Source organism: Maribacter aestuarii, assembly GCF_027474845.2.
GTDB classification, from domain to species: Bacteria; Bacteroidota; Bacteroidia; order Flavobacteriales; family Flavobacteriaceae; genus Maribacter; species Maribacter aestuarii.
Genome location: NZ_CP107031.2, coordinates 1620041 through 1641559 on the forward strand (window position 1 = coordinate 1620041; position 21519 = coordinate 1641559).

The window sequence follows — 21519 nt, forward strand, 5'->3', positions numbered from 1 at the left end:
TGCCACCTAACCAAGGTAGTAATGTCAACGATTAGAATCACCAAGCAATTTAATTTTGAAACCGGCCACGCCCTCTACGGTTATGATGGTAAATGTCGGAATGTTCATGGGCATAGTTATAAACTATCTGTTACCGTCATTGGACAACCCATTACGGATACCGGGCACGTAAAACTGGGAATGGTCATTGATTTTAGTGATTTGAAAAAAATAGTGAAAGAAGAGATTGTTGATAAATTTGACCACGCTACCGTCTTCAATAAAAATACGCCGCACGTAGAACTCGCCAAGGAATTAACGGATAGGGGGCACAATGTGATATTAGCCGATTATCAACCCACTAGCGAAAATATGGTGGTTGATTTCGCCGCTAAAATTAAAGCTCGACTTCCAAAAAACATCAAATTATACGCTTTAAAATTACAGGAAACGGAAACCTCGTTTGCAGAATGGTTTGCAACGGACAACCAATAAGGTCGCATCTTCCTAAGGAATAACTTATTATCTGCTCATATAAGAATGGTATACTATTAATTAAAAAAGCCAAACAGTAATACTGTTTGGCTTTTTTAAGTGAATGGAATGTTTAATATTTAAGCAACATTTTCTTTAGGCGAACTTTTCCAAAATCTTAGATGTTTCTAGGTCATTCTGAATTTCATCACGCTGTTCCCTAATAACTTCCTTCACACGTTGTGGCACCATGCTTTCTCCTAGGATTTCATTGTATTCGGACAGTGCGGACTTATCACCTCTAGCGGCCTCTTCTAACATGGATTCGTCGTTATCTCCGGAAAAGAAGGCTTTGATATCCATCCAAGTCCTATGGGCTGAACCTGTGGTAGAACCGTCAATTTCTTGATCTCCCGTTTGCAACGCTGGGGTAGCGTTATGCAATGTCTTTAAGAATAGCTTTCTTTTTTCTGCACGCTGTTCAAAATAGCTTTTGACGCCCAAATCCTTGGTGTTTTCAGCTGCTTTTTCAAAACCTTTTACGGCATCTTCGTTTTTCTCTATTATTTCTTTAATCTTGTTCTCTATGTTTTTTATATCGTTGTTCATTTATATATATTTTGCGGTAACTTCTAGCCTACCGTGTGACCACCGAAAATATAACAATATATACAGGCTTTTCTTTGCTGTTATTCCAATAAAATTGACCCAGATGCAAAAGCAAAATCCTATTGCGTTATATTTGTGCTGAGCATGAACACCATAGCGCTATCAAAGGGGAAGAAAGTCTATTTTGCAAGTGATAACCATTTGGGTGCTCCCGATATGCAGCAAAGTCTACCACGGGAAAAAAAGTTCGTTGCTTGGCTTGATGAAATTAGGTTAGACGCCGGGGCGATTTTCCTACTTGGGGATTTATTTGATTTTTGGTTCGAGTACAAAACCGTAGTCCCAAAAGGCTTTACCAGAACTTTTGGAAAGCTTGCCGAAATCGCCGATGCGGGTATTCCTATCTATTATTTCGTGGGAAACCATGATCTATGGATGAACGGCTATTTTGAGGAAGAGCTCAATATACCCGTCTTTCACACTCCACAAGAATATCTTATTAACGGTACCTCATTTTTTATTGGTCATGGTGATGGTCTTGGCCCTCACGACAAGGGGTATAAGCGCATGAAAAAGCTATTTACCAATCCTGTGGCCAAATGGTTCTTTAGATGGTTGCATCCGGATTGGGGCGTGAAATTGGCCCAATATTTTTCGGTTAAGAATAAATTAATCTCAGGCGACGAGGACGCTAAGTTTCTTGGAGACGAGAAGGAATGGCTAGTGCAATATGCCAAACGTAAGCTGGAAACGAAGCATTACGACCATTTTATCTTTGGTCACCGCCATCTTCCGTTGGAAATTAATTTGAACGCAAAATCCAGATACACCAACTTGGGGGATTGGATCAACTATTATACCTATGCAGTTTTTGATGGGGAGCGGCTAAGCTTAGTGAAATATCCCAAGGAATAACTGATTCAATTACTCCAAATAATTCTAGTCAATAGGCGGTAGTTCATCGCACAAACATATTGTAATCTTTTTCCTACAACATATTTTGATACATTCACAACAATAATTTAGAGATTTTCCAAACTCCTAATATATTTACAGTGTTATTAAGTTTTAGTGTTGACCCCAAATCTTCACGTTACCTACAAGAATAATTCTTAATGACCCAAATCTTAAAGTTACCTACTTTACAAAATTGCCCTTCTTCCCAGAAGGGTTTTTTTGTTTCAGTTAGTTGCTCGCCTCATGTTCGTCGATATCTTTCTGTAAATCCAACTTTCTAAACGATGGGGATACGAAAGCAGTTATCCCTACTGTCAATAAGGTCATAGTACCTCCAAATACCACCGCGGTAACGGTACCCATTAGTTTTGCGGTTACTCCACTTTCAAATGCCCCCAGTTCATTGGAAGACCCAACGAACATAGAATTTACAGAGGCCACCCTTCCTCTCATGTTATCCGGCGTTTTTAATTGCAGAATGGTCTGTCGGATAATCATGGAAACCCCATCCACAGCACCACTTAAAAACAAGGCAATAACCGATAACCAGAAGTACGTAGACAAGCCAAATGCAATAATACAAACCCCAAAAGCCGCTACGGCCCAAAGTAATTTCTTACCTGCATTTTTGTGCAACGGAAACCTTGTGGAACCTAACATCATAATAGAAGCTCCTACCGCTGGTGCCGCCCTTAAAACACCAAAACCTTCAGAACCTACATGAAGAATATCCTGCGCAAAGATGGGCAGTAAAGCTACTGCACCTCCAAAAAGTACCGCAATCATATCCAAGGTCAACGCCCCAAAAACCGCTTTGGTTCTAAACACGAACTGTAGACCCGCCCTTAAACTCTCAAAAACAGGTTCTCCAATTTTTGGATTGAGGATAGGTTTTTTAGGAATTCTGGATAATAGCAACAGAGCCAGCACGGAAAACCCGAAAATAACGCACATAGACCAATGCACACCTATAATACTAATGGAAAAGCCTGCTAAGGCTGGCCCCAAGACCGAGGCTAATTGCCAAGTAGAACTGCTCCAGGTAGCCGCATTAGGATATATTCTTTTGGGCACGATAAGGGCGATTAAGGAAAAAATGGTCGGGCCTAAAAATGCCCGGACCAGGCCGCCAATAAATACTAGAAAATAAATACTATATAATATCGTCTTGGTTTCATATTTAGTTTCCATACTCGGCAGACTCAATAAAAACAACCCGAAACTGACCACGGAGAAACCAAGGATGCATTTTACCAAAAGATTTCGTTTTTCCTTTTGGTCAACCACATGGCCCGCAAATAAAGCCATGCCTACGGCGGGAATCACCTCCATTAGCCCTATAATTCCTAAAGAAAGTGGGTCCTTCGTCATAGAATAGACTTGCCACTCAATGACTATGAATTGCATGGACCAAGCAAAAACCATAGCAAAACGCACCCCTAAAAAAATATTGAACTCCTTAAATCGTAAAGCGGCGTACGGATCTAATTCCTTGCTCATATTCTAAATGGTAATTTCTATCCTGTTTCCCTCCGGATCCAATACAACACTTTCATAATAACCATCACCCGTGGTCCGGGGTTCCCCGACTACCGAATGCCCGTCCTTCCTAAATTGTTCTGTCAAGGCATTTACCTTTTCCCTCGACCCTACGGAAACTGCAAAGTGATTGATTCCCAAATACTCCTGGGCTCCGTTAGGAATGGAAGGCAGCCCTGGTTTTTGCATCAATTCCAATCGAGGGCCTCCCTTAAATGTTAAAAAATAAGAAGTGAAATTCTTTGTTGCATTGTGGTACTTTTCTCCCGCCGTCGCCTCAAAATAACGTTCATAAAAACTGCGCATTAGTTCCAAATCAGCTACCCAAATGGCCAAGTGTTCTATACTCATTTGATATCCCTTAGTTTCAGCTGAAGGCTTACATTTCCCTGCCATTCATTTTCATCAATGGAAAATGCCGCACTGAAGGGTTTTCTGCTCGTTACCAAATTTAATTTATGCCCTAGATCAAAACCAATACCCCCTATTTTATGACTATCATTTTGCGTAACAGCTAGTTTCAAATGGGCTTCTTCTTGTCCAACACATTTAGCATAGCCCGTATCTACTAAATTTTCGGCCATAAAGACAGGACTCATGTTGCCTGGTCCAAAAGGGGCAAATTGATTAATGATGCGCAATAATTTTGGCGTAATATCTTTCAATTCGATGACCGCATCTATCGTAATCTCCGGAACCAATAATTGAGGGTCTATGGTTTGCTTTACAACCTTCTCAAATTGGTGCTTGAAATTTTGGTATTGATTCGCTTCCAAGGTTAAACCCGCAGCATATTTATGGCCTCCAAATTGTTCTATATAATCCGCACAACCTTCCAGTGCATTGTAGACATCGAAGCCTTTTACTGAACGTGCAGATGCTGCCAACTTATCTCCACTTTTCGTAAATACTAAAGTGGGGCGATAATAAGTTTCCGTCAGCCGTGACGCCACAATACCTATTACCCCCTTATGCCAGGAATCCTTAAAAACTACGGAAGTGAAACCTGATTCTTCGTCATTCGTTTGGATTTGAACCAACGCTTCTTGGGTGATTTCTTGATCTAGACCTCTCCTATCGGTATTGAACTTTTCTATCTCCGCGGCAAATTTTGATGCCTTATTAATATCCATTTCTACCAATAAGTTTACCGCATGCTGACCGTGTTTCATCCTACCTGCCGCGTTGATTCGTGGGGCAATTATAAAAACGACATCGGTAATGGTCAGTTCTGTTTTGTTGATTTGATTGATTATCGCCTTAAAACCTATTCGCGGTTGTTGGTTAATCACCTGTAGCCCATAAAATGCAAGTATTCTGTTTTCCCCAGTGATAGGTACAATATCCGCTCCAATGGCCGTAGCCACTAAATCAAGGTATTGTGTTAAGTCGTAAATGGTCTCTCCTCTACGAGACCCTAAAGCCTGAATAAGTTTAAAACCAACCCCACATCCACACAATTCGTCATAGGGATAATTACAATCGTCCCTTTTTGGATCCAGTATGGCAACAGCATGCGGTAAGTTACCACCAGGTCTATGGTGGTCACAAATTATAAAATCGATGCCTTTTTCCTTGGCGTATGCCACCTTATCTATCGCCTTTACCCCACAATCCAACGCAATAATCAATGAAAATCCGTTATCCTCCGCGAAATCAATTCCTTTAAAGGACACCCCGTAACCCTCATCATATCGGTCTGGAATGTACGTGGCCACATTGGGATAGTAGCTTAATAGGTACGAGGAGACCAAAGCTACGGCGGTAGTCCCGTCAACATCATAATCACCAAAGACCAGGATATTTTCATTATTGGATATCGCGGCCTCGATCCTTTCCACGGCAATGCTCATATCCTTCATTAGGAACGGATCGTGCAAATCTTCCAATTGTGGTCTAAAAAAATGCTTGGCTTCTTCGTAAGTGCTTATCCCTCTTTGAAGTAATAATTGCGCTACCAATTCATCCACACCCAGCTCCTTGGCCAGTTGGTTAATTAGTTTTGGTTCAGGTTTCGGCTTGATGGTCCAGCGCATAGTCTTAGGGTACAAATTCAAAGGACAAGATTAAATTCAATTTATTTTAAATTGGCGCTTGCTCTTGAACTTTATTTCGAATGAAAAATCGTTTTTATCTCCAACTCCGCAAAACGCCTGAACATTTCCATGACCCCGCAATATTTCTCTACGGACAAGTCCACCGCGCGTTGCAGTTTGGCTTCTATTAAATTACTTCCATAAAAATGGTATTCAATAACCACCTTGTCGTAGTATTTAGGATGCTCGTCCGTTAGATTGGCAATAGTTTCTATATGAAATTCATCCACATCTAGCTTCATCTTCTTTATGAGGCCTGCAATATCCAACCCGGAACAACCGGCTAAAGAAGAGAGCATGAGTGCTTTAGGGCGTAATCCGCTACTATCCCCACCATCTTCTTTAGCAACATCTATTTTAAAGGTATACCCAGAAGTGTTAGTGCTCTCAAAAGCCATGTTTCCTAACCATTTGGTGCTGATATGATTTGTTGTGCCCATAATTTTTTGTTTCTTGTAGGCTACAAAAATACTATAAAAACAACGCAAAAAAAGCTACTTATGGCATTGGTACAACCACTTGATCCCAACCACGATATTGAAACTAAAAAATTAGCCGAATTCTTCAATGAGACCTTAGGTTTCTGTCCAAATTCGGTACTGACTATGCAACACAGGCCGGCCATATCAAAAGCCTTTATAAACCTCAATAAAGCCGTGATGGCCAATGAAGGGCGGGTAACATCGGCCTTAAAGCGAATGATTGCCTGGGTTAGTAGTAACGCTGCCGGATGCCGTTATTGCCAAGCGCATGCCATACGTGCGGCGGAACGTTATGGCGCGGAACAGGAACAATTGGATAATATCTGGGAGTACCGAACCCATCCTGCTTTCTCCGAGGCTGAGCGTGCGGCCTTAGACTTTTCCTTACTAGCATCGCAAGTGCCCAATGCCGTTGATTCCGAAATTAAAGAGCGACTCTACCTGTATTGGAACGAGGGCGAAATTGTGGAAATGTTGGGCGTGATTTCTCTTTTTGGCTACCTCAACCGTTGGAACGATTCACAAGGAACGGATATTGAAGATGGTGCCGTTGAAAGTGCCAATCAATATTTGGGCAAACACGGTTGGGAGAAAGGAAAGCATGATGGGAGTCGTTATTAAAGTTTTACAAATGAGAAGCTTATGTATGATAATTTTACTGTTTTCTTCTTGTAAAACTTTAAAGTATGATGAAGATATGATACCTTACTCTTTTATTCCTGAAAATGGGGCGTCAACTCTAACTAAAGGTGATTTTCAAAAAATTAGATTTTTAGAAAACGATGTAATTTATGTTATGCCTGCATATTTTAGAGAAAGTAGGGGAACATTTGAAGGTTACAGAATATTATTAGTGTCACTTCTTATTAACAATAAATATGGGTTCAAAGATTTTGGAACTGTAAGTTCAAGCGAATTTGGCCCTTTGAGGCTTTCCGATAAAAGTAAAACACGTTCATTTTTAAAAGGATATTCCAAATTTGATTTCTATAAATCGCTAGAGGCGATAGCAATAAAAGAGAGGTATGATAGGATTCAAAAAGACACCATAGAAATAGCATTAGGTAATTTGGTTTTTAAGTTTGCTCCTGAAAAATCAAATTGATTTATAAAAGGCAACCTTACAGAAAACAGCTAAGGAAAATGACAAAGGTGATTAAGGTTCCTACTGAAATTAGCAGACACCTTCTTTTATTGCAGGTGTTTGATATCGCGTGAGTACAAGTTTTCCAAAACCTTTTAAGGACTAATAACCCCAGCTACCCTTTCTCTCAACTCCCCAAGAACCTCCTCCTCAAACCAAGGATTTTTTATTGTCCAAAAACGGTTGACGGGTGAAGGATGTGGTAACGGGAAATATTTAGGCAAGAAATCCTTATAATTTGCTACGTTCTCCGTTAAGTTTCTTTTGGAAGCATCCTTTAAATAGTTGTCCTGTGCGTATTTTCCAATCAGCAGTATTAATTCAACATTTTTAAACTGTTTCCAAACCAAATCGTGCCACAGCGGCGCACATTCTTTCCGTGGGGGCATATCACCAGTGGCCGCTTTTCCCGGATAACAGAATCCCATAGGCAATACGGCAAAATTATCCGGATGGTAAAACTGTTCTTCGGTTACTCCCAACCATTCCCTAAGTTTTCTTCCACTAGGGTCATCCCAAGCCCTATTTTGTTCATGTGCTTTTTTTCCAGGGGCTTGACTTACCAAAATGATTTTGGACGTATTCGTTACGCTAATGATAGGCCTAGGTCCCAGGGGTAAGTGTTCCTTGCAGACTTCACAGGCCCTGATTTCTGAAAGAAGTTTTTGCATAATTAACCTGTTCCTTGAACTACAAAATTACGCAACAGCCAAATAGTAAGCATCCCCCAAAATGTACCTGTTGCCATACTTAAAATAGCCAGTACAATGGCATGTGGCATCCATTTGATGTTATAGGCCGCCGTGACTGCTGGTGCCGTGGCGATACCGCCAACATTGGCCATACTTGCAATGGGCACCCAAGCCATGTTCACATTGAGCATTTTCGCAATCAACAGCATAAAAATAAAGTGACCCACAAGCCAAATGATTAGAAACCCGAGAAAAGGAATATTGAATCCTAAAGTGGCTATCTGCAGCTTTAGTCCTAATACAGCCATGACCACAATAATCAGAATGCTTCCCGCTTTCAAAGCAAATTTGAAATTCCATCGAGGAATGAAATTGCTAAGGGCCAAGCCTATAAAGGAGAGCAAAACCACTTTAACCACAAAACTGTCTATAAAAAAATTACTCAATACTACGATGGAGAGAAGAACAAATGCACTTAGCCATGGATTTAATTTTATCCCTTTTTCTACACGGATATCTTCTGGAATGGCTATATCGGATATCTTGAACCATGAGTTTAGTTTGTCGCTTTTTTTAATACTTTGAAACATGAGTATGGTCCAGATGTTCACCAGAATATTGTCCATGACCAGCACCGTAAGAAATATATTTTCGGGGCAGGCTACCAGCTCTTTTAAGACCAGCTGACTGGTACTGCCTCCAATCCAACTCCCCACAATGGGAGGGATTCCCATCCAATAACTATCGGCAACCATGGTCTTTGATATAAGCTCGGCATCGGAAAAAAATAACATCAGTAGTACAGGAAAGACGGCAATGAACAAAGACCCAGCGGCAAAGACCAAGATAGGTTTGAACCCAATGGCCTTCAACTGGCTTAAGGACAAACTGCTCATTACGGCAATAATAGCCAAGGGAATAAAATAATCCCTACTAAAATTGTGAATGTATGCCTGTGAATAATCGACGTTTAAAACAAAGGAAATTATTGCGGGAATGATGTAGGCCAATAAAATTGCGGGCACCCAATCAAATAAGGATTTGATATGCTTATTTTCCCATCGGTCCAAGTAGTAAACAGCAATGACTGTAAAAGAAGCGATTATCCAAGGTGCTAACATGGGGCCAATGTAAGAAACTATTTCTTGCCCCCAACAACGATGACAATTTCCCCTTTGGGAGGCTTTTCCGTGTAGTGTTTCAATACTTCTTCTGCTGTTCCCCTAAACGTTTCTTCGTACAATTTTGTAAGCTCCCGCGACACGGAAATCGCTCTGTCCGCTCCAAAGTATTCCACAAATTGCGCTAAGGTTTTTAATAGCTTGTGGGGAGATTCGTAAAAAATTAGCGTCCGTTCCTCTTCCGCTAAGAACTTCAATCTCGTTTGTCTTCCTTTTTTTACCGGGAGAAATCCTTCAAAAACAAATTTGTCGTTCGGAAGGCCACTATTCACAAGCGCGGGAACAAAAGCCGTTGCTCCGGGCAAGCATTCAACTTCAATATTATTTTCTAAACAAGCACGTGTTACCAAAAAACCCGGGTCAGAAATTGCCGGTGTTCCGGCATCGGATATAAGCGCAATAGTATCGCCATTCTTCAACCTACGAACAATCCCATCTACCGTTTTGTGCTCATTGTGCATGTGATGGCTTTGCATAGCCGTTGTTATATCATAATGCTGCAATAGCTTACCACTCGTGCGTGTGTCTTCCGCCAGAATCAAATCCACTTCCTTTAAGATTCGAATTGCCCTAAGGGTCATATCCTCAAGGTTGCCTATTGGCGTCGGAACTAAATATAATTTCCCCATGGGTTAAAGTTAAGGCCTTACTTCTTTTCCTCAATAATGAAGCAATAAAAAACCCAACATTACTGTCGGGTTTTAGATTTTAATCCTGTTTTTTTATTTCGAAAACCTACGCTCTATCAATTCCATAAAACGCATTTCATATTCCTCTTTTCCTTCCCAATTATTATAGTCCGGCTTTACCATGTTCTTAATAAAAGCGATGGAACGCTCCTCGGTATCTATCGTATTGAGTTGGGATAACACACGATTGTAATCTGAGGTGCTGTTGTTGAACAAATGTTTCACGAATGCTAGGCGATTGTTCAAATCCACCTTTAAATCCTTGTTCCCAAAACGGTCATTGAGCGATTTGGGGACTTCCACTTCGGCACCGCTCTTACCCTTTCTGGGCATGAAAATTTCTTTATCGTTCTTCATTAAATCCGGCTTTCCCATAAACTCTGTAAGTACCTCCTCTAGATTATCCGAATTCGGCATCTCGGAGACCATATCTTTGATGGTGTCCATCCCAGGCGTCATAATATCCTCTTCGTGCGGGTTACTCTCCGGTACGGATGAGTTTGCGCTCAACACGGCATTAGCCATCTTCTCGAACTTCTCCGCAATTACATTTTTGGAGACATCTACTTGAATATCGTTCAATTCCTCCTCAATAAACTTGAGTACCGCAATTTTTTCATACAGACCTTTGGCGGCCTCGTAAAGTTCCGGTATCTCATTCATGTTTCTTGAAGTGATGATATCCGTGGACATTTTCACCAATTCAGCTTTCAACTTTCTTTTCATCTCTACGTGATATTTTTATTGTTTTTACCGGCCCAACTTCAATTAATTCCATGAGTTGCCCTTGTCGTATTGCGATTAAGTGTTGACAGAATTAATCTCGACTCCCTTGTTATCCTACAAATTAGTCTAATCCTCCCAATTACAGCGCCTTTTTTTAATAACTTTAGCATTCTATAAACTACAACGAAAAAACCTCTTATTTTCGTCTAAAATTACAAAATGTTTCTCGAAAATACCGTTAATCACAAGGAACAATTCGGTTGGATAGAAGTCATCGCCGGTTCCATGTTTTCTGGGAAAACCGAGGAACTGATACGGCGTTTAAAGCGTGCTCAATTCGCAAAATTAAAAGTAGAGATATTCAAACCTATGGTAGATACCCGTTATGATGATGACCTGGTGGTATCGCATGACGCCAATGAGATACGTTCTACCCCTGTTCCTGCAGCTGCTAACATTCGGATTCTTGCGGATACCTGTGACGTTATAGGAATAGACGAGGCACAGTTCTTTGATGATGAAATAGTAACGGTTTGTAACGATTTGGCGAACAAAGGGGTTCGGGTAATCGTTGCGGGCTTGGATATGGATTTTAAGGGAAATCCCTTTGGACCCATGCCCGCCCTTATGGCCACGGCTGAGTATGTGACCAAAGTCCACGCTATCTGCACGCGTACGGGAAATCTGGCCAATTACAGTTTTAGAAAATCTAATAACGACAAATTGGTAATGCTAGGCGAGACCAACGAGTACGAGCCGCTGAGTCGCGGTGCTTTTTATAAAGCGATGCTGAAGGAAAAAGTAAAGGATATGCATGTAGATTCAGAGGAGGTTGCGCCGAATAAAAAAGATTCCAATGGCCATAGCTAGGGAAACCGTTCTCGAAATCGATTTAAGGGCATTGGAACATAATTATCATTACCTACGTTCTAAACTAAAATCGGAGACCAAGTTTTTAGCTGTAGTAAAGGCTTTTGCCTACGGGTCCGATGCGGAGAAGATCGCCCAAAAAATGCAAGGACTTGGCGTAGACTATTTTGGTGTGGCCTATGCAAAGGAAGGGGTTGCGCTCCGAAACGCAGGCATCACAAAACCTATTTTGGTTTTACATCCACAGCCCGTTAATTTTGATACCCTAATCGAAAGGTGTCTAGAACCTAGCATCTATTCTCCCAATATTCTGAAACAGTTCCTGAATATTGCTAAAAAGCATAATCAAAAAGACTATCCGATTCATCTAAAGTTCAATACTGGATTGAACCGATTGGGTTTTTGGGAAAATGATGTCGATTTTATAATTGCGAAATTGAAAGAGAGTAACGCAGTTAAAGTCGCCTCGGTCTTCTCCCACTTAGCGGCATCCGAGGATTTGAGCGAAGAGGAATTCACGAGAAAACAAATAAATACTTTCCAAAAAATCGTTACAGAGGTGGACAAGAAGTTGGGTTATAGCCCCTTTAAACATTTGCTAAATACCTCTGGAATAATCAACTATGCTCAAGGGCAGTACGATATGGTAAGAAGCGGTATCGGGTTATACGGATATGGGAACGATACCATAATAGATTCACAATTAAAGCCTATTGCCACCCTGAAGACCATCATTTCACAGATTCACAAAATCGAGCCTGGAGAAAGCGTGGGTTATAATAGGGCCTATAGCTCCACAGATTATAGGACTACGGCAACACTTCCCATTGGTCATGCGGACGGCATTGGAAGACAGTATGGAAACGGGAAAGCATATTTTTTGGTCCATGGTAAAAAAGCGCCTATTATAGGTAATGTTTGTATGGATATGACCATGATCGACATTACGGGTATTGATTGTAAAGAGGGTGATGAAGTACTGGTCTTTGGCCCCGAACTATCTGCGCATCAATTTGCGGGATCGGCCAACACCATATCTTATGAGCTTTTAACCGGAATTTCGCAAAGGGTGAGACGAGAGCTAGTCGATTAAAAAATAGCAATTAACACTTTGTTAAGAAACTGTTTTTTTATTACATTGCTGTTGCTTTATATAAACCACTAAAAACACTAAATCATGTTAAAAGAATTTAAGGATTTCATCATGACGGGGAACGTCATTGATCTGGCAGTCGCCGTAATTTTGGCCGGCGCGGTAGGATTGGTCGTCAACGGATTTGTCACCGATATAATGATGCCGATTGTAGGTCATTTTGCCGGAGGAGTAGACTTTGCCGATATGAAAGTAGTCCTTTCGGAAGCGGTCATAGCAACAGACGGTACCGTAACGAAGCCAGAAAATGCCATCATGTACGGTAAATGGGTCAATGCAATCATCAATTTAATTATTGTAGGTGCCGTACTCTTTGCCATTGTAAAAGCCTATAATAAAACTAAAAAACCTGTTGAAGAAGCTCCGGCAGCACCAGCAGGACCAACGCAAGAGGAATTGTTGATGCAGATCAGGGATTTGCTGAAGAAATAATACAAATAATTTTTCCTGATGTAAGCATCGGGAAGCCGCTGCACTACGCAGTATAATTTAAACTTTAACCGTCATTCTCTTTTTCGCATAAAAGAATGACGGTTCTTTTTTGGTGAGATGGTAAATCACTTAGGCTTAGGTGATTAAATCAATCCTGGACTTCGGTTCAAGGGTCTCTTTAAATATGTTATATTTAAGTACACAGCTAAAAGAAATAAATTCAAAAGCTCTTTTAAATTTTTCTGTAAAATGAAGAATGGGAATTAAAATGTTAGCGTTCATATTTAAGCAAATACCCTACAGTTTTAATTTTAAGAAGCAACTCTTAATAGGTGTCTTTTTAGGAGGAATCGTGATGTTCATAATGATTTCCCTTCAACCTTTCGGCACGTATGGATTTGAATCCGACTATAAGTATTTAATATTTTCTGGATTTGGTTTATTAATCAAGATCGCATATTTGTTTTGTGCAAGAATGGAAAATCTATGGTATACGTACAGAAACAAAAGATGGGAGGTTCGCTATGAAATTCTTTCTTTTATCGGCTTTATACTTGTTTCGAGTGTGCCGATACATTTCTACAACCAAGTCTTTCTAAATAATCTTTTTAGCTACAAATTCAATGGATATGAGCATCTAAAACACGGACTTTGGTTTTTCGGAAACTCGATTGTACCGATCATGGTAATCCTTCTTCCATTCTACCTGTATTTCAGAAATAAATTTGGTGTGTTGATTACCAAAAAATCTCTTCATGAGATTAAGTTCTTTGGAGTTAACAAAGGAGAGAAAATAACACTTCAAAAAGAAGAAATTCTATTCGTTAAGGCATCTGAGAATTATATCCGGATTTTTTATATCACAGACAATATCATCAAACAAGTAACATTTAGAAATACTTTAAAAGCCATAAAAAAACAAGCTCCCTTTTTATATAGGTCGCATCGTTCCTATTTAGTAAATGCTTCCAACATTAAATCGATAATGGGTAATTCGCAAAATGCTAAAATAGCGTTTCATTACGAAGATGTGAACGTACCTTTATCAAAATCATACTATAAAACCATCAAATCGGCCATGGATACTTAGCCCAAAAAATAGTACTTCGTCAAAAAAACCGGCAACTAATCAATAATAATATTCATTCGTCACTATTTCTTTCACCATTTTATCTTTCTGATTTTATTTGACAAATCGTTCAATAAATAATAAAGACAAGTCAAATGAAAAAAAGTCAAATCTTATGCTACAGTTTATTGGTATTACTAAGCATTACAGCAATATCTTGTGCATCACCGGAAGAAAAAAGTGTCCATCAAGAGATAGAAAAACGAACAAATGAAATTTTTAACAAACTGGCTGAAATTCGAAGGGATTTCTACCAAAACCCCGAGCTGTCCGGAAATGAGAAAAGAACTTCCAAGCTTATCAGGGAGTATTTGCTGAACCTAGGACTGGAAGTGAAAACAGGTGTAGGGGGATATGGTGTCATCGGGATATTAAAAGGAGGGAAAAAAGGTAAAAATATCGCTTGGAGGGCCGACATGGACGCTATACCGAATGATTTTCCTGATGAGACACCCTACAAATCCAAAATTAAAGGGGTACAGCATGGCTGCGGTCACGATGTTCATCTCGCCATTGGACTGGGAATAGCAGAAGTATTGTCCAAAAGCAAAGAAACTATCCATGGTACAATATATTTTATATTTCAACCTGAAGAAGAAACTTTTGTCGGTGCAAAAAATATCGTCAACAGCGACCTATATTCAGTAATGGATATAGATGAAATATATGCATTACACGTGACCGCTTTACCAGTTGGTCAAATCATGGTAAAACCTAACGAGCTATATGCTTATCAAAAAATAATACAGCTTAAATTCAACAGTGAATTGTCTAAAGAAGATGCGCAAGTACTGCACAATCGGATGAGAAATGAAACGTTACGAAGAAAAAGATAAAACGAATCCATGGCAAATTTTAAAGGCATTTGATACCATAGACGGACTAAGTAACCCGAATACTATTTTAAAAGATTATTTTTTTATAGATGAGTTTTTCAGCACCGAAGAAGATAGCGGTCAATTCAAAATAATAGCTTCTGCTTACGAAACCAATAAGTCAAATTTGCCTCAAATCTTACCTAAAATTGAGCAAATCATTCATGATTCAGAATTTAAAGATCAGTTCATTGCAACATCGTACATTCAAGAAAATCCAACAGTATTGAATGATGAAAGGCTAACGCATAAAGCAGAAAACATCCTCAACGAAATATATGGTACCGAAACTGTTGTAACGGGTTACGGTCAAGTTCCCTATTTTAATGACGACTTCATCTATTTTCAGCAAAAAACCCCGGGAGTGTATTTTCTACTTGGCGGTTCAAATCTCGAAAAAGGAATTGTCGCCATGAATCACGCGCCCAATTTTAATGTTGATGAAGAATGTATCAGAGTTGGGGTGAAATCTTTTTCATCATTGATCTTAGAAAGAACCCTTATCAAATAAAGAAAGGCAGCCCACTAAATGAACAAATTAAAAAATTGTTCCAAACAAAACATTTTGTTGTGTTTTTAATATGTTCTCAAAATCTTATTGTGAGGTACTCACTGTTGACCTACCTTTGTTCTTTAAATTAACATAAATGAAAGTAGCTGTAGTAGGTGCCACCGGAATGGTCGGTGAGGTCATGTTAAAAGTATTGGCAGAGCGTAATTTTCCAATTACGGAGCTCTTACTGGTAGCTTCCGAACGTTCCGTTGGCAAAACTCTTTCTTATAAGGGAAAAGAACATACCATTATTGGTCTGGCCGATGCCGTTGCCGCAAAACCACAAATTGCCATATTTTCTGCGGGTGGGGACACGTCCTTAGCATGGGCGCCCAAGTTTGCTGCAGCCGGAACTACGGTCGTTGATAATTCTTCCGCGTGGCGTATGGACCCGGACAAGAAACTGATTGTCCCGGAAATTAACGCGCATGAATTGAGCGCCACGGATAAAATCATCGCCAATCCCAACTGTTCTACGATACAATTGGTCATGGCTTTAGCGCCGCTCCACAAAAAGTATAAAATGAAAAGGGTAGTGATATCCACTTATCAGTCGGTTTCAGGTACCGGACTAAAAGCCGTAAAACAATTAGAAAATGAAATTGCAGGCATACAAGGGGAGATGGCCTATCCATATCCTATTAACAGAAATGCACTACCCCACTGCGATGTGTTTTTGGAAAATGGTTATACCAAGGAGGAAATGAAACTGGCGCGTGAGCCTCAGAAAATATTGGACGATAGAACATTTTCCGTTTCTGCAACAGCGGTTCGCATTCCTACGGCAGGAGGACATTCCGAGTCGGTGAATGTGGAATTTTTAAATGATTTTGAATTAAACGAGGTTAGGCAGCTATTGAACGATACGCCAGGCGTCACCGTACAGGACAATCCGGACACCAACACCTATCCTATGCCCATCTACGCCCACGATAAAGACGAGGTTTTTGTAGGACGTATCCGCAGGGATGAAACACAGCGCAATACTTTGAACATGTGGATCGTATCTGACAATCTTAGAAAAGGTGCCGCTACCAACGCGGTGCAAATCGCCGAGTATTTGGTGGCGAAAGATTTGGTCTGATGGTAACACCAAAAAAATGTTAAACCCTTCAAAACGTTACCGTTTTGAAGGGTTTTTTATGGTATTTTTGGCCCGACAAATTCCTAAGGAGATATGAAAAAAATAGCCCTATATCTGTTGGCCGTGACCGTCCTCGGCGCATGTAAAACAGAAACTAAAAGAGAACCCATCGCCGTGAACTATCCCACTACTACAAAAGTCGATTCCACAGACACCTATTTCGGAATAGAAGTTAAAGATCCTTACCGTTGGTTGGAGGACGATAGAAGTCCCCAAACCGAAGCATGGGTGAAAAAGCAGAACGAAACGACTTTCGACTACTTGGAGAAAATTCCATTTAGAAAGGATATTAAGAATCGCTTGGAAAAACTATGGAACTACGAGAAACTGAGCGCACCGTTTAAAGAAGGGGATTATACATATTACTACAAAAACGACGGGCTCCAAAATCAATATGTAGTGTATCGCAAAAAAGGGGAGGTTGAGGAAGAAGTATTCCTGAATCCCAACGAATTCTCGGAAGACGGCACTACATCTTTAGCGGGTTTAAGTTTCACCAAGGATGGCTCATTGGCCACTTACCTTATTTCCGAAGGCGGAAGCGATTGGCGGAAAGCAATTGTTATGAAAACCGCTACGAAAGAGATAGTGGAAGATACCTTGGTCGACATTAAATTCAGCGGCATTTCCTGGCGCGGGAACGATGGTTTTTACTATTCCAGCTATGATAAACCAAAAGGTAGTGAGCTTTCTGCCAAGACAGATCAGCACAAGGTATATTACCATAAGTTGGGTACCCCTCAAAATGAAGATGAACTGGTCTACGGTGGAAAGCCATTAGAAAAGCATCGTTATGTGGGTGCCAGTGTTACGGAGGATAATAAATACCTCATCATTTCCGCATCTACCTCCACTTCTGGAAATAAATTGTTCATACAAGACCTTGAAGATCCTAACGGACTTCTGATTCCCATTCTGGAGGATACGGATTCCGATACCTACGTCATAGAAAATGTAGGTTCTAAACTATATCTGGTTACAAACAGGGATGCACCAAACCAAAAAATAGTTACCGTAGATGCTGCTAATCCGACACCAGAAAATTGGACGGATTTCATCCCAGAAACCGAAAACGTTCTAAGCCCTAATACGGGAGGCGGTTACTTTTTTACAGAGTACATGGTGGATGCCATTTCCAAAGTCTTTCAATACGATTATGAGGGCAACCTGGTGCGTGAAGTTAAACTTCCTGGATTGGGCAGCGCCAGTGGGTTTGGAGGCAAAAAAGAAGATAAGGAATTCTATTTTTCTTTCACTAACTACAACACCCCAGGTTCTTCCTACAAATACAATGTAGAGACCGGGGAATACGAGCAATATTGGAAACCGGAGATAGATTTTAATCCCTCGGATTATGAATCCAAACAGGTATTCTATAACTCCAAGGACGGCACTAAGGTTCCTATGATCATAACCCATAAAAAAGGATTGGAGCTCAATGGCAAGAACCCCACTATTTTATATGGATATGGTGGATTTAACATTAGCCTCACCCCTTCCTTTAGTATTGTAAATGCCGTATGGATGGAACAAGGCGGCATATACGCGGTCCCGAACCTTAGGGGTGGAGGTGAATACGGTAAAAAATGGCATGACGCCGGCATAAAGACAAAAAAACAAAATGTCTTTGACGATTTTATAGCCGCAGCCGAATACCTCATCGATAACAAATACACTTCCAAGGAACATCTTGCCATAAGGGGCGGCTCCAATGGCGGGTTATTGGTAGGTGCCACCATGACCCAAAGACCGGATTTAATGCAGGTAGCGCTACCTGCGGTTGGTGTTCTTGATATGTTGCGCTATCACACTTTTACATCCGGAGCGGGATGGGCTTATGATTACGGAACATCTGAAGAGAGCGAGGAAATGTTCAATTACCTAAAAGGATATTCCCCTGTGCACAATGTCAAAGAAGGGACATCATATCCTGCTACTTTAGTCACGACAGGAGACCACGATGATCGCGTAGTTCCTGCGCACAGCTTTAAGTTTGCCGCGGAGCTCCAAGAAAAGCAATCAGGGGACAACCCAACCTTGATACGTATTGAAACCAATGCCGGCCACGGAGCTGGGACTCCCGTAAGCAAAACCATTGAACAGTATGCCGATATTTTTGCGTTCACGTATTATAACATGGGCTACAATGAATTACCCAATCAATCGGTGTTGAAAGAGTTTAAGGATTAATAAAAGGTTTACATCAATATTTTATTGAAAAATCCGTTCTTATGTAGGAACGGATTTTTCGCTATTACATCAATCAGATCACGCTATGCTCCGAATAGAAAATGTTTCTTATGCCTATGACAAACTCCCTGTTCTGGAGGATATCAACTTAAGGATACAGCGCAGAGAACATGTGGCCATCATTGGGGAAAGCGGTTGCGGAAAAAGTACCCTTCTCAAAATAATTTACGGGCTCCTAGATTTGGAGGAAGGAGCTATTTTTTGGGAAGACGAACCCGTACTTGGACCGGCTTATAATCTAGTACCGGGGATGTCTTACATGAAATACCTTTCGCAGGATTTTGATTTGATGCCCTTTACTACCGTTGCCGAAAACGTAAGTCAGTATTTGTCCGTTTTTTATCCGAAAGAATTGAAAGAGCGAACAGCCGAGTTATTGGAACTGATAGAACTTACGGATTTTGCCCATAAAAAAGTAAATACTTTAAGTGGCGGCCAACAGCAGCGCGTGGCATTGGCTAGGGTACTGGCCCAAAAACCTGAGATTTTGCTTTTGGACGAACCCTTTAGTCATATTGATAATTTCCTAAAAAATAGTCTTCGAAGAAATATCTTCAAATACTTGAAGGAGAACGGCATCACCTGTATCGTGGCCACTCATGATTATAACGATTTTCTCCCATTTGCGGACCGTGTTGTCGTGATCAGGAACACTAATATCATTGCCAAAGCTCGTCCACTTGAACTGTATAGGAATCCACGCGACTTGTATATTGCCTCCTTATTTGGAGAAGCAACCCTAATATCCATAGATGTGCTGAAATCCTACGCCAACACCAAGAGAAAAATCATTGTTTACGCACATGAATTTAAGGTTTCCGAAAGCTCTGGAATTCCTATTACCGTTAAAAACGTCTATCCCATGGGTAGTCATTATTTAATGAAGGGTGAAGGAGATGATGGTGACACTATTTTCTTCAATGCCAACACAGATCTTGATATAGGAAGAGAGGTGTTCCTAAATGTGTCTCTGGAAACCATCAATCAGCGACTACAACAAGTGGAATTGTTGTAAACCTTTCAACCTCCTTATTGATACCGTTAACATATTGCCCATTTTTAGACTTTTGAATAAATTTCTGCGGATACAGACTATTTTCAAAAATCAATCGTTAATGCGGTAAATCTTTAAATCCCATATTATGAAGAGAGTTCATTTTGTGCTAACCTTGGTAGTTTTTACCATGCTACTTATTCCCGCTTTCGTTTAATATGTCATCCTTAGCCGCATACTTTGCCTAAACCTAGGTAGTGCTTTAGAAATCATTTCCTGACCGTTTGATTACATTTGTCTAAAAGCACTCTTTTGGATAGTGAACGCATTTTAAAGGAACTCCAGTTTAAGGCCATTAGAAGTGGTGGGCCTGGGGGCCAACATGCCAATAAGGTTTCTTCCAAGGTTGAACTCACGTTTGATATAACAAATTCCACTGGTCTTTCCGAAGTGGAAAAGAGTCGATTAAAGCTCAAACTAAGTTCAAAACTCACCAAAGACGATACTTTGGTGCTGCAATGTGATGAAACGCGCAGTCAGCACAAGAACAAGGAACTGGTCATAAAAAGATTCTTCGATTTGACGAAGAAAGCTTTAATCGTCCAGAAAAGAAGAAAAAAGAGCAAACCCACGCGTTCATCCATAGAAAAAAGATTACGGAGCAAAAAAATAGCTTCTTTAAAAAAGAAGCACCGTGGCAAACCGGATATTTAACCTACAGTATTCTTCAGCGTTCCAATCCCATCAATAGAGATGAAAACCTCATCTCCAATTTCTAAGGTGAAATCACTAGGGGGTATGATTCCCGTTCCGGTCATTAACAGACTTCCGTGTGGGAAAGAGCATTCCCGGTAGAGATACCCTACGATATCCGTCAATTTTCGTTTCATTTGGTCAATACCGATACTTTTTTCAAATACCGATTTTCCCCCTCTTTGAATTGTCAGTTTAATTTGGGTATTACCAGGCAAAGGTTCGCCGGACAATAGAATGCAAGGTCCTATGGCAGCACAGCCATCGTAAGTCTTGGCTTGAGGCAGATATAACGGATTTTCGCCTTCAATACTTCTAGAGCTCATATCGTTACCAATAGTATACCCAATTATTTTACCCGAAGCCGTTATGACCAAGGTCAGTTCCGGTTCTGGCACGTTCCAATGGGAATCTTTACGTATTCTCACGGTTCCGCCATGGCCTACTGTACGATGCGCCGTCGCCTTGAAGAACAATTCGGGTCTTTCCGCCTCGTACACCTTGGCATAGAAGTCACTCCCGCCAGACGCTTTAGATTCTTCTTCCCTTCCTAATTTACTGTTATAATAGGTAACCCCACTTGCCCAGATTTCTTGACTTTCCACCGGAGGTCGCAAGCCTTGCTCGAGCAGGGATTTACTATTTTCTACTTCATTATCGGGAGTCAGTTTTGCCATGGTATTGGTAATGATGTCATCATCATTGATGAAATCGTCCCACGTTTCGTGAGTGAGCAGATAAAATTTTGATTCTTGTTCTACTAAAATGCCTTCTTTGGTATGGTAGACTTTCATTACT

24 protein-coding genes are annotated in these 21519 nt (G+C 40.6%); 14 read left to right on the forward strand and 10 right to left on the reverse strand.

Annotated features, from left to right (window positions below; translation table 11 throughout):
• The first annotated feature begins 21 nt into the window (after nucleotides 1-21).
• On the forward strand, nucleotides 22-474 hold the full coding sequence (locus tag N8A89_RS07375) for a 6-pyruvoyl trahydropterin synthase family protein (RefSeq protein ID WP_281541677.1): 453 nt from the start codon (nucleotides 22-24) through the stop codon (nucleotides 472-474).
• 135 nt (nucleotides 475-609) lie between these two features.
• Here the strand turns inward: N8A89_RS07375 and N8A89_RS07380 are convergent, their stop codons facing one another.
• A complete protein-coding gene (locus N8A89_RS07380; RefSeq protein WP_289645208.1) occupies nucleotides 610-1062 on the reverse strand; it encodes a ferritin-like domain-containing protein in 453 nt (150 codons plus the stop codon).
• 144 nt (nucleotides 1063-1206) lie between these two features.
• Between N8A89_RS07380 and N8A89_RS07385 the strand changes: the two genes are divergently transcribed.
• Nucleotides 1207-1977 carry a UDP-2,3-diacylglucosamine diphosphatase gene (locus N8A89_RS07385; protein WP_289645210.1) on the forward strand — a complete coding sequence of 257 codons (771 nt, stop codon included), beginning with the start codon at nucleotides 1207-1209 and terminating at the stop codon, nucleotides 1975-1977.
• 270 nt (nucleotides 1978-2247) lie between these two features.
• Here the strand turns inward: N8A89_RS07385 and N8A89_RS07390 are convergent, their stop codons facing one another.
• From N8A89_RS07390 to N8A89_RS07405, 4 genes are all read right to left on the reverse strand, one after another.
• Nucleotides 2248-3519, reverse strand: coding sequence for an MFS transporter (locus tag N8A89_RS07390; RefSeq protein WP_281541678.1), 1272 nt, complete (start codon nucleotides 3517-3519; stop codon nucleotides 2248-2250).
• A 3-nt stretch (nucleotides 3520-3522) separates the two neighbouring features.
• The gene (locus N8A89_RS07395; protein WP_281541679.1) at nucleotides 3523-3909 is read right to left on the reverse strand and encodes a VOC family protein; all 387 of its coding nucleotides are present in this window, start codon (nucleotides 3907-3909) and stop codon (nucleotides 3523-3525) included.
• Nucleotides 3906-5594 (reverse strand): single-stranded-DNA-specific exonuclease RecJ, encoded by a 1689-nt coding sequence (gene recJ, locus N8A89_RS07400; protein ID WP_281541680.1) that lies wholly within the window; start codon nucleotides 5592-5594, stop codon nucleotides 3906-3908. Before recJ ends, N8A89_RS07395 begins: the two co-directional genes overlap by 4 nt.
• 71 nt (nucleotides 5595-5665) lie before the next feature.
• Entirely contained in the window at nucleotides 5666-6094 is a 429-nt protein-coding gene (locus tag N8A89_RS07405) for an OsmC family protein (protein ID WP_281541681.1), read from the reverse strand.
• A 60-nt stretch (nucleotides 6095-6154) separates the two neighbouring features.
• Here N8A89_RS07405 and N8A89_RS07410 point away from each other — a divergent pair, with 60 nt between their 5' ends.
• Together N8A89_RS07410 and N8A89_RS07415 are read left to right on the forward strand one after the other, a co-directional pair.
• Nucleotides 6155-6757 (forward strand): carboxymuconolactone decarboxylase family protein, encoded by a 603-nt coding sequence (locus N8A89_RS07410; RefSeq protein WP_281541682.1) that lies wholly within the window; start codon nucleotides 6155-6157, stop codon nucleotides 6755-6757.
• A gap of 10 nt (nucleotides 6758-6767) precedes the next feature.
• Entirely contained in the window at nucleotides 6768-7241 is a 474-nt protein-coding gene (locus N8A89_RS07415) for a hypothetical protein (RefSeq protein ID WP_289645214.1), read from the forward strand.
• 134 nt (nucleotides 7242-7375) lie between these two features.
• On the opposite strand, the gene N8A89_RS07420 is transcribed toward N8A89_RS07415, so the two are convergent.
• The 4 genes from N8A89_RS07420 to N8A89_RS07435 all read right to left on the reverse strand — a co-directional run bounded on the left by N8A89_RS07420 (nucleotide 7376) and on the right by N8A89_RS07435 (nucleotide 10568).
• Nucleotides 7376-7951 carry a uracil-DNA glycosylase family protein gene (locus N8A89_RS07420; RefSeq protein WP_281541684.1) on the reverse strand — a complete coding sequence of 192 codons (576 nt, stop codon included), beginning with the start codon at nucleotides 7949-7951 and terminating at the stop codon, nucleotides 7376-7378.
• A gap of 2 nt (nucleotides 7952-7953) precedes the next feature.
• A complete protein-coding gene (locus N8A89_RS07425) occupies nucleotides 7954-9093 on the reverse strand; it encodes a DUF819 family protein (protein WP_281541685.1) in 1140 nt (379 codons plus the stop codon).
• Between the two features lie 17 nt (nucleotides 9094-9110).
• A complete protein-coding gene (gene rsmI, locus N8A89_RS07430) occupies nucleotides 9111-9782 on the reverse strand; it encodes a 16S rRNA (cytidine(1402)-2'-O)-methyltransferase (protein WP_281541686.1) in 672 nt (223 codons plus the stop codon).
• Between the two features lie 93 nt (nucleotides 9783-9875).
• Complete coding sequence (locus N8A89_RS07435; protein ID WP_281541687.1) at nucleotides 9876-10568, reverse strand: hypothetical protein; 693 nt, start codon at nucleotides 10566-10568, stop codon at nucleotides 9876-9878.
• Between the two features lie 219 nt (nucleotides 10569-10787).
• Between N8A89_RS07435 and N8A89_RS07440 the strand changes: the two genes are divergently transcribed.
• The 10 genes from N8A89_RS07440 (at nucleotide 10788) to arfB (ending at nucleotide 20682) form a co-directional block, all read left to right on the forward strand.
• Nucleotides 10788-11438, forward strand: a complete 651-nt coding sequence (locus N8A89_RS07440; protein ID WP_281541688.1) for a thymidine kinase — start codon at nucleotides 10788-10790, stop codon at nucleotides 11436-11438.
• On the forward strand, nucleotides 11425-12531 hold the full coding sequence (gene alr / locus N8A89_RS07445) for an alanine racemase (protein WP_281541689.1): 1107 nt from the start codon (nucleotides 11425-11427) through the stop codon (nucleotides 12529-12531). Before N8A89_RS07440 ends, alr begins: the two co-directional genes overlap by 14 nt.
• 84 nt (nucleotides 12532-12615) lie before the next feature.
• The gene (mscL, locus tag N8A89_RS07450) at nucleotides 12616-13023 is read left to right on the forward strand and encodes a large conductance mechanosensitive channel protein MscL (RefSeq protein ID WP_289645218.1); all 408 of its coding nucleotides are present in this window, start codon (nucleotides 12616-12618) and stop codon (nucleotides 13021-13023) included.
• A 256-nt stretch (nucleotides 13024-13279) separates the two neighbouring features.
• Nucleotides 13280-14113, forward strand: a complete 834-nt coding sequence (locus N8A89_RS07455) for a LytTR family DNA-binding domain-containing protein (protein ID WP_281541691.1) — start codon at nucleotides 13280-13282, stop codon at nucleotides 14111-14113.
• A 134-nt stretch (nucleotides 14114-14247) separates the two neighbouring features.
• Nucleotides 14248-14988 (forward strand): amidohydrolase, encoded by a 741-nt coding sequence (locus N8A89_RS07460; protein ID WP_289645221.1) that lies wholly within the window; start codon nucleotides 14248-14250, stop codon nucleotides 14986-14988.
• Nucleotides 14963-15538, forward strand: a complete 576-nt coding sequence (locus N8A89_RS07465; RefSeq protein WP_289645223.1) for a M20/M25/M40 family metallo-hydrolase — start codon at nucleotides 14963-14965, stop codon at nucleotides 15536-15538. Before N8A89_RS07460 ends, N8A89_RS07465 begins: the two co-directional genes overlap by 26 nt.
• 136 nt (nucleotides 15539-15674) lie before the next feature.
• On the forward strand, nucleotides 15675-16664 hold the full coding sequence (locus N8A89_RS07470) for an aspartate-semialdehyde dehydrogenase (RefSeq protein ID WP_281541693.1): 990 nt from the start codon (nucleotides 15675-15677) through the stop codon (nucleotides 16662-16664).
• A 93-nt stretch (nucleotides 16665-16757) separates the two neighbouring features.
• Nucleotides 16758-18914: a prolyl oligopeptidase family serine peptidase gene (locus tag N8A89_RS07475; protein WP_281541694.1), complete on the forward strand. Its 2157-nt coding sequence runs from the start codon at nucleotides 16758-16760 to the stop codon at nucleotides 18912-18914.
• Between the two features lie 85 nt (nucleotides 18915-18999).
• Nucleotides 19000-19989 carry an ABC transporter ATP-binding protein gene (locus tag N8A89_RS07480; protein ID WP_289645225.1) on the forward strand — a complete coding sequence of 330 codons (990 nt, stop codon included), beginning with the start codon at nucleotides 19000-19002 and terminating at the stop codon, nucleotides 19987-19989.
• 291 nt (nucleotides 19990-20280) lie between these two features.
• On the forward strand, nucleotides 20281-20682 hold the full coding sequence (arfB, locus tag N8A89_RS07485) for an alternative ribosome rescue aminoacyl-tRNA hydrolase ArfB (RefSeq protein WP_281541695.1): 402 nt from the start codon (nucleotides 20281-20283) through the stop codon (nucleotides 20680-20682).
• On the opposite strand, the gene N8A89_RS07490 is transcribed toward arfB, so the two are convergent.
• Nucleotides 20679-21515 carry a fumarylacetoacetate hydrolase family protein gene (locus N8A89_RS07490; protein ID WP_281541696.1) on the reverse strand — a complete coding sequence of 279 codons (837 nt, stop codon included), beginning with the start codon at nucleotides 21513-21515 and terminating at the stop codon, nucleotides 20679-20681. The genes arfB and N8A89_RS07490 overlap by 4 nt on opposite strands.
• Nucleotides 21516-21519: the final 4 nt, after the last annotated feature.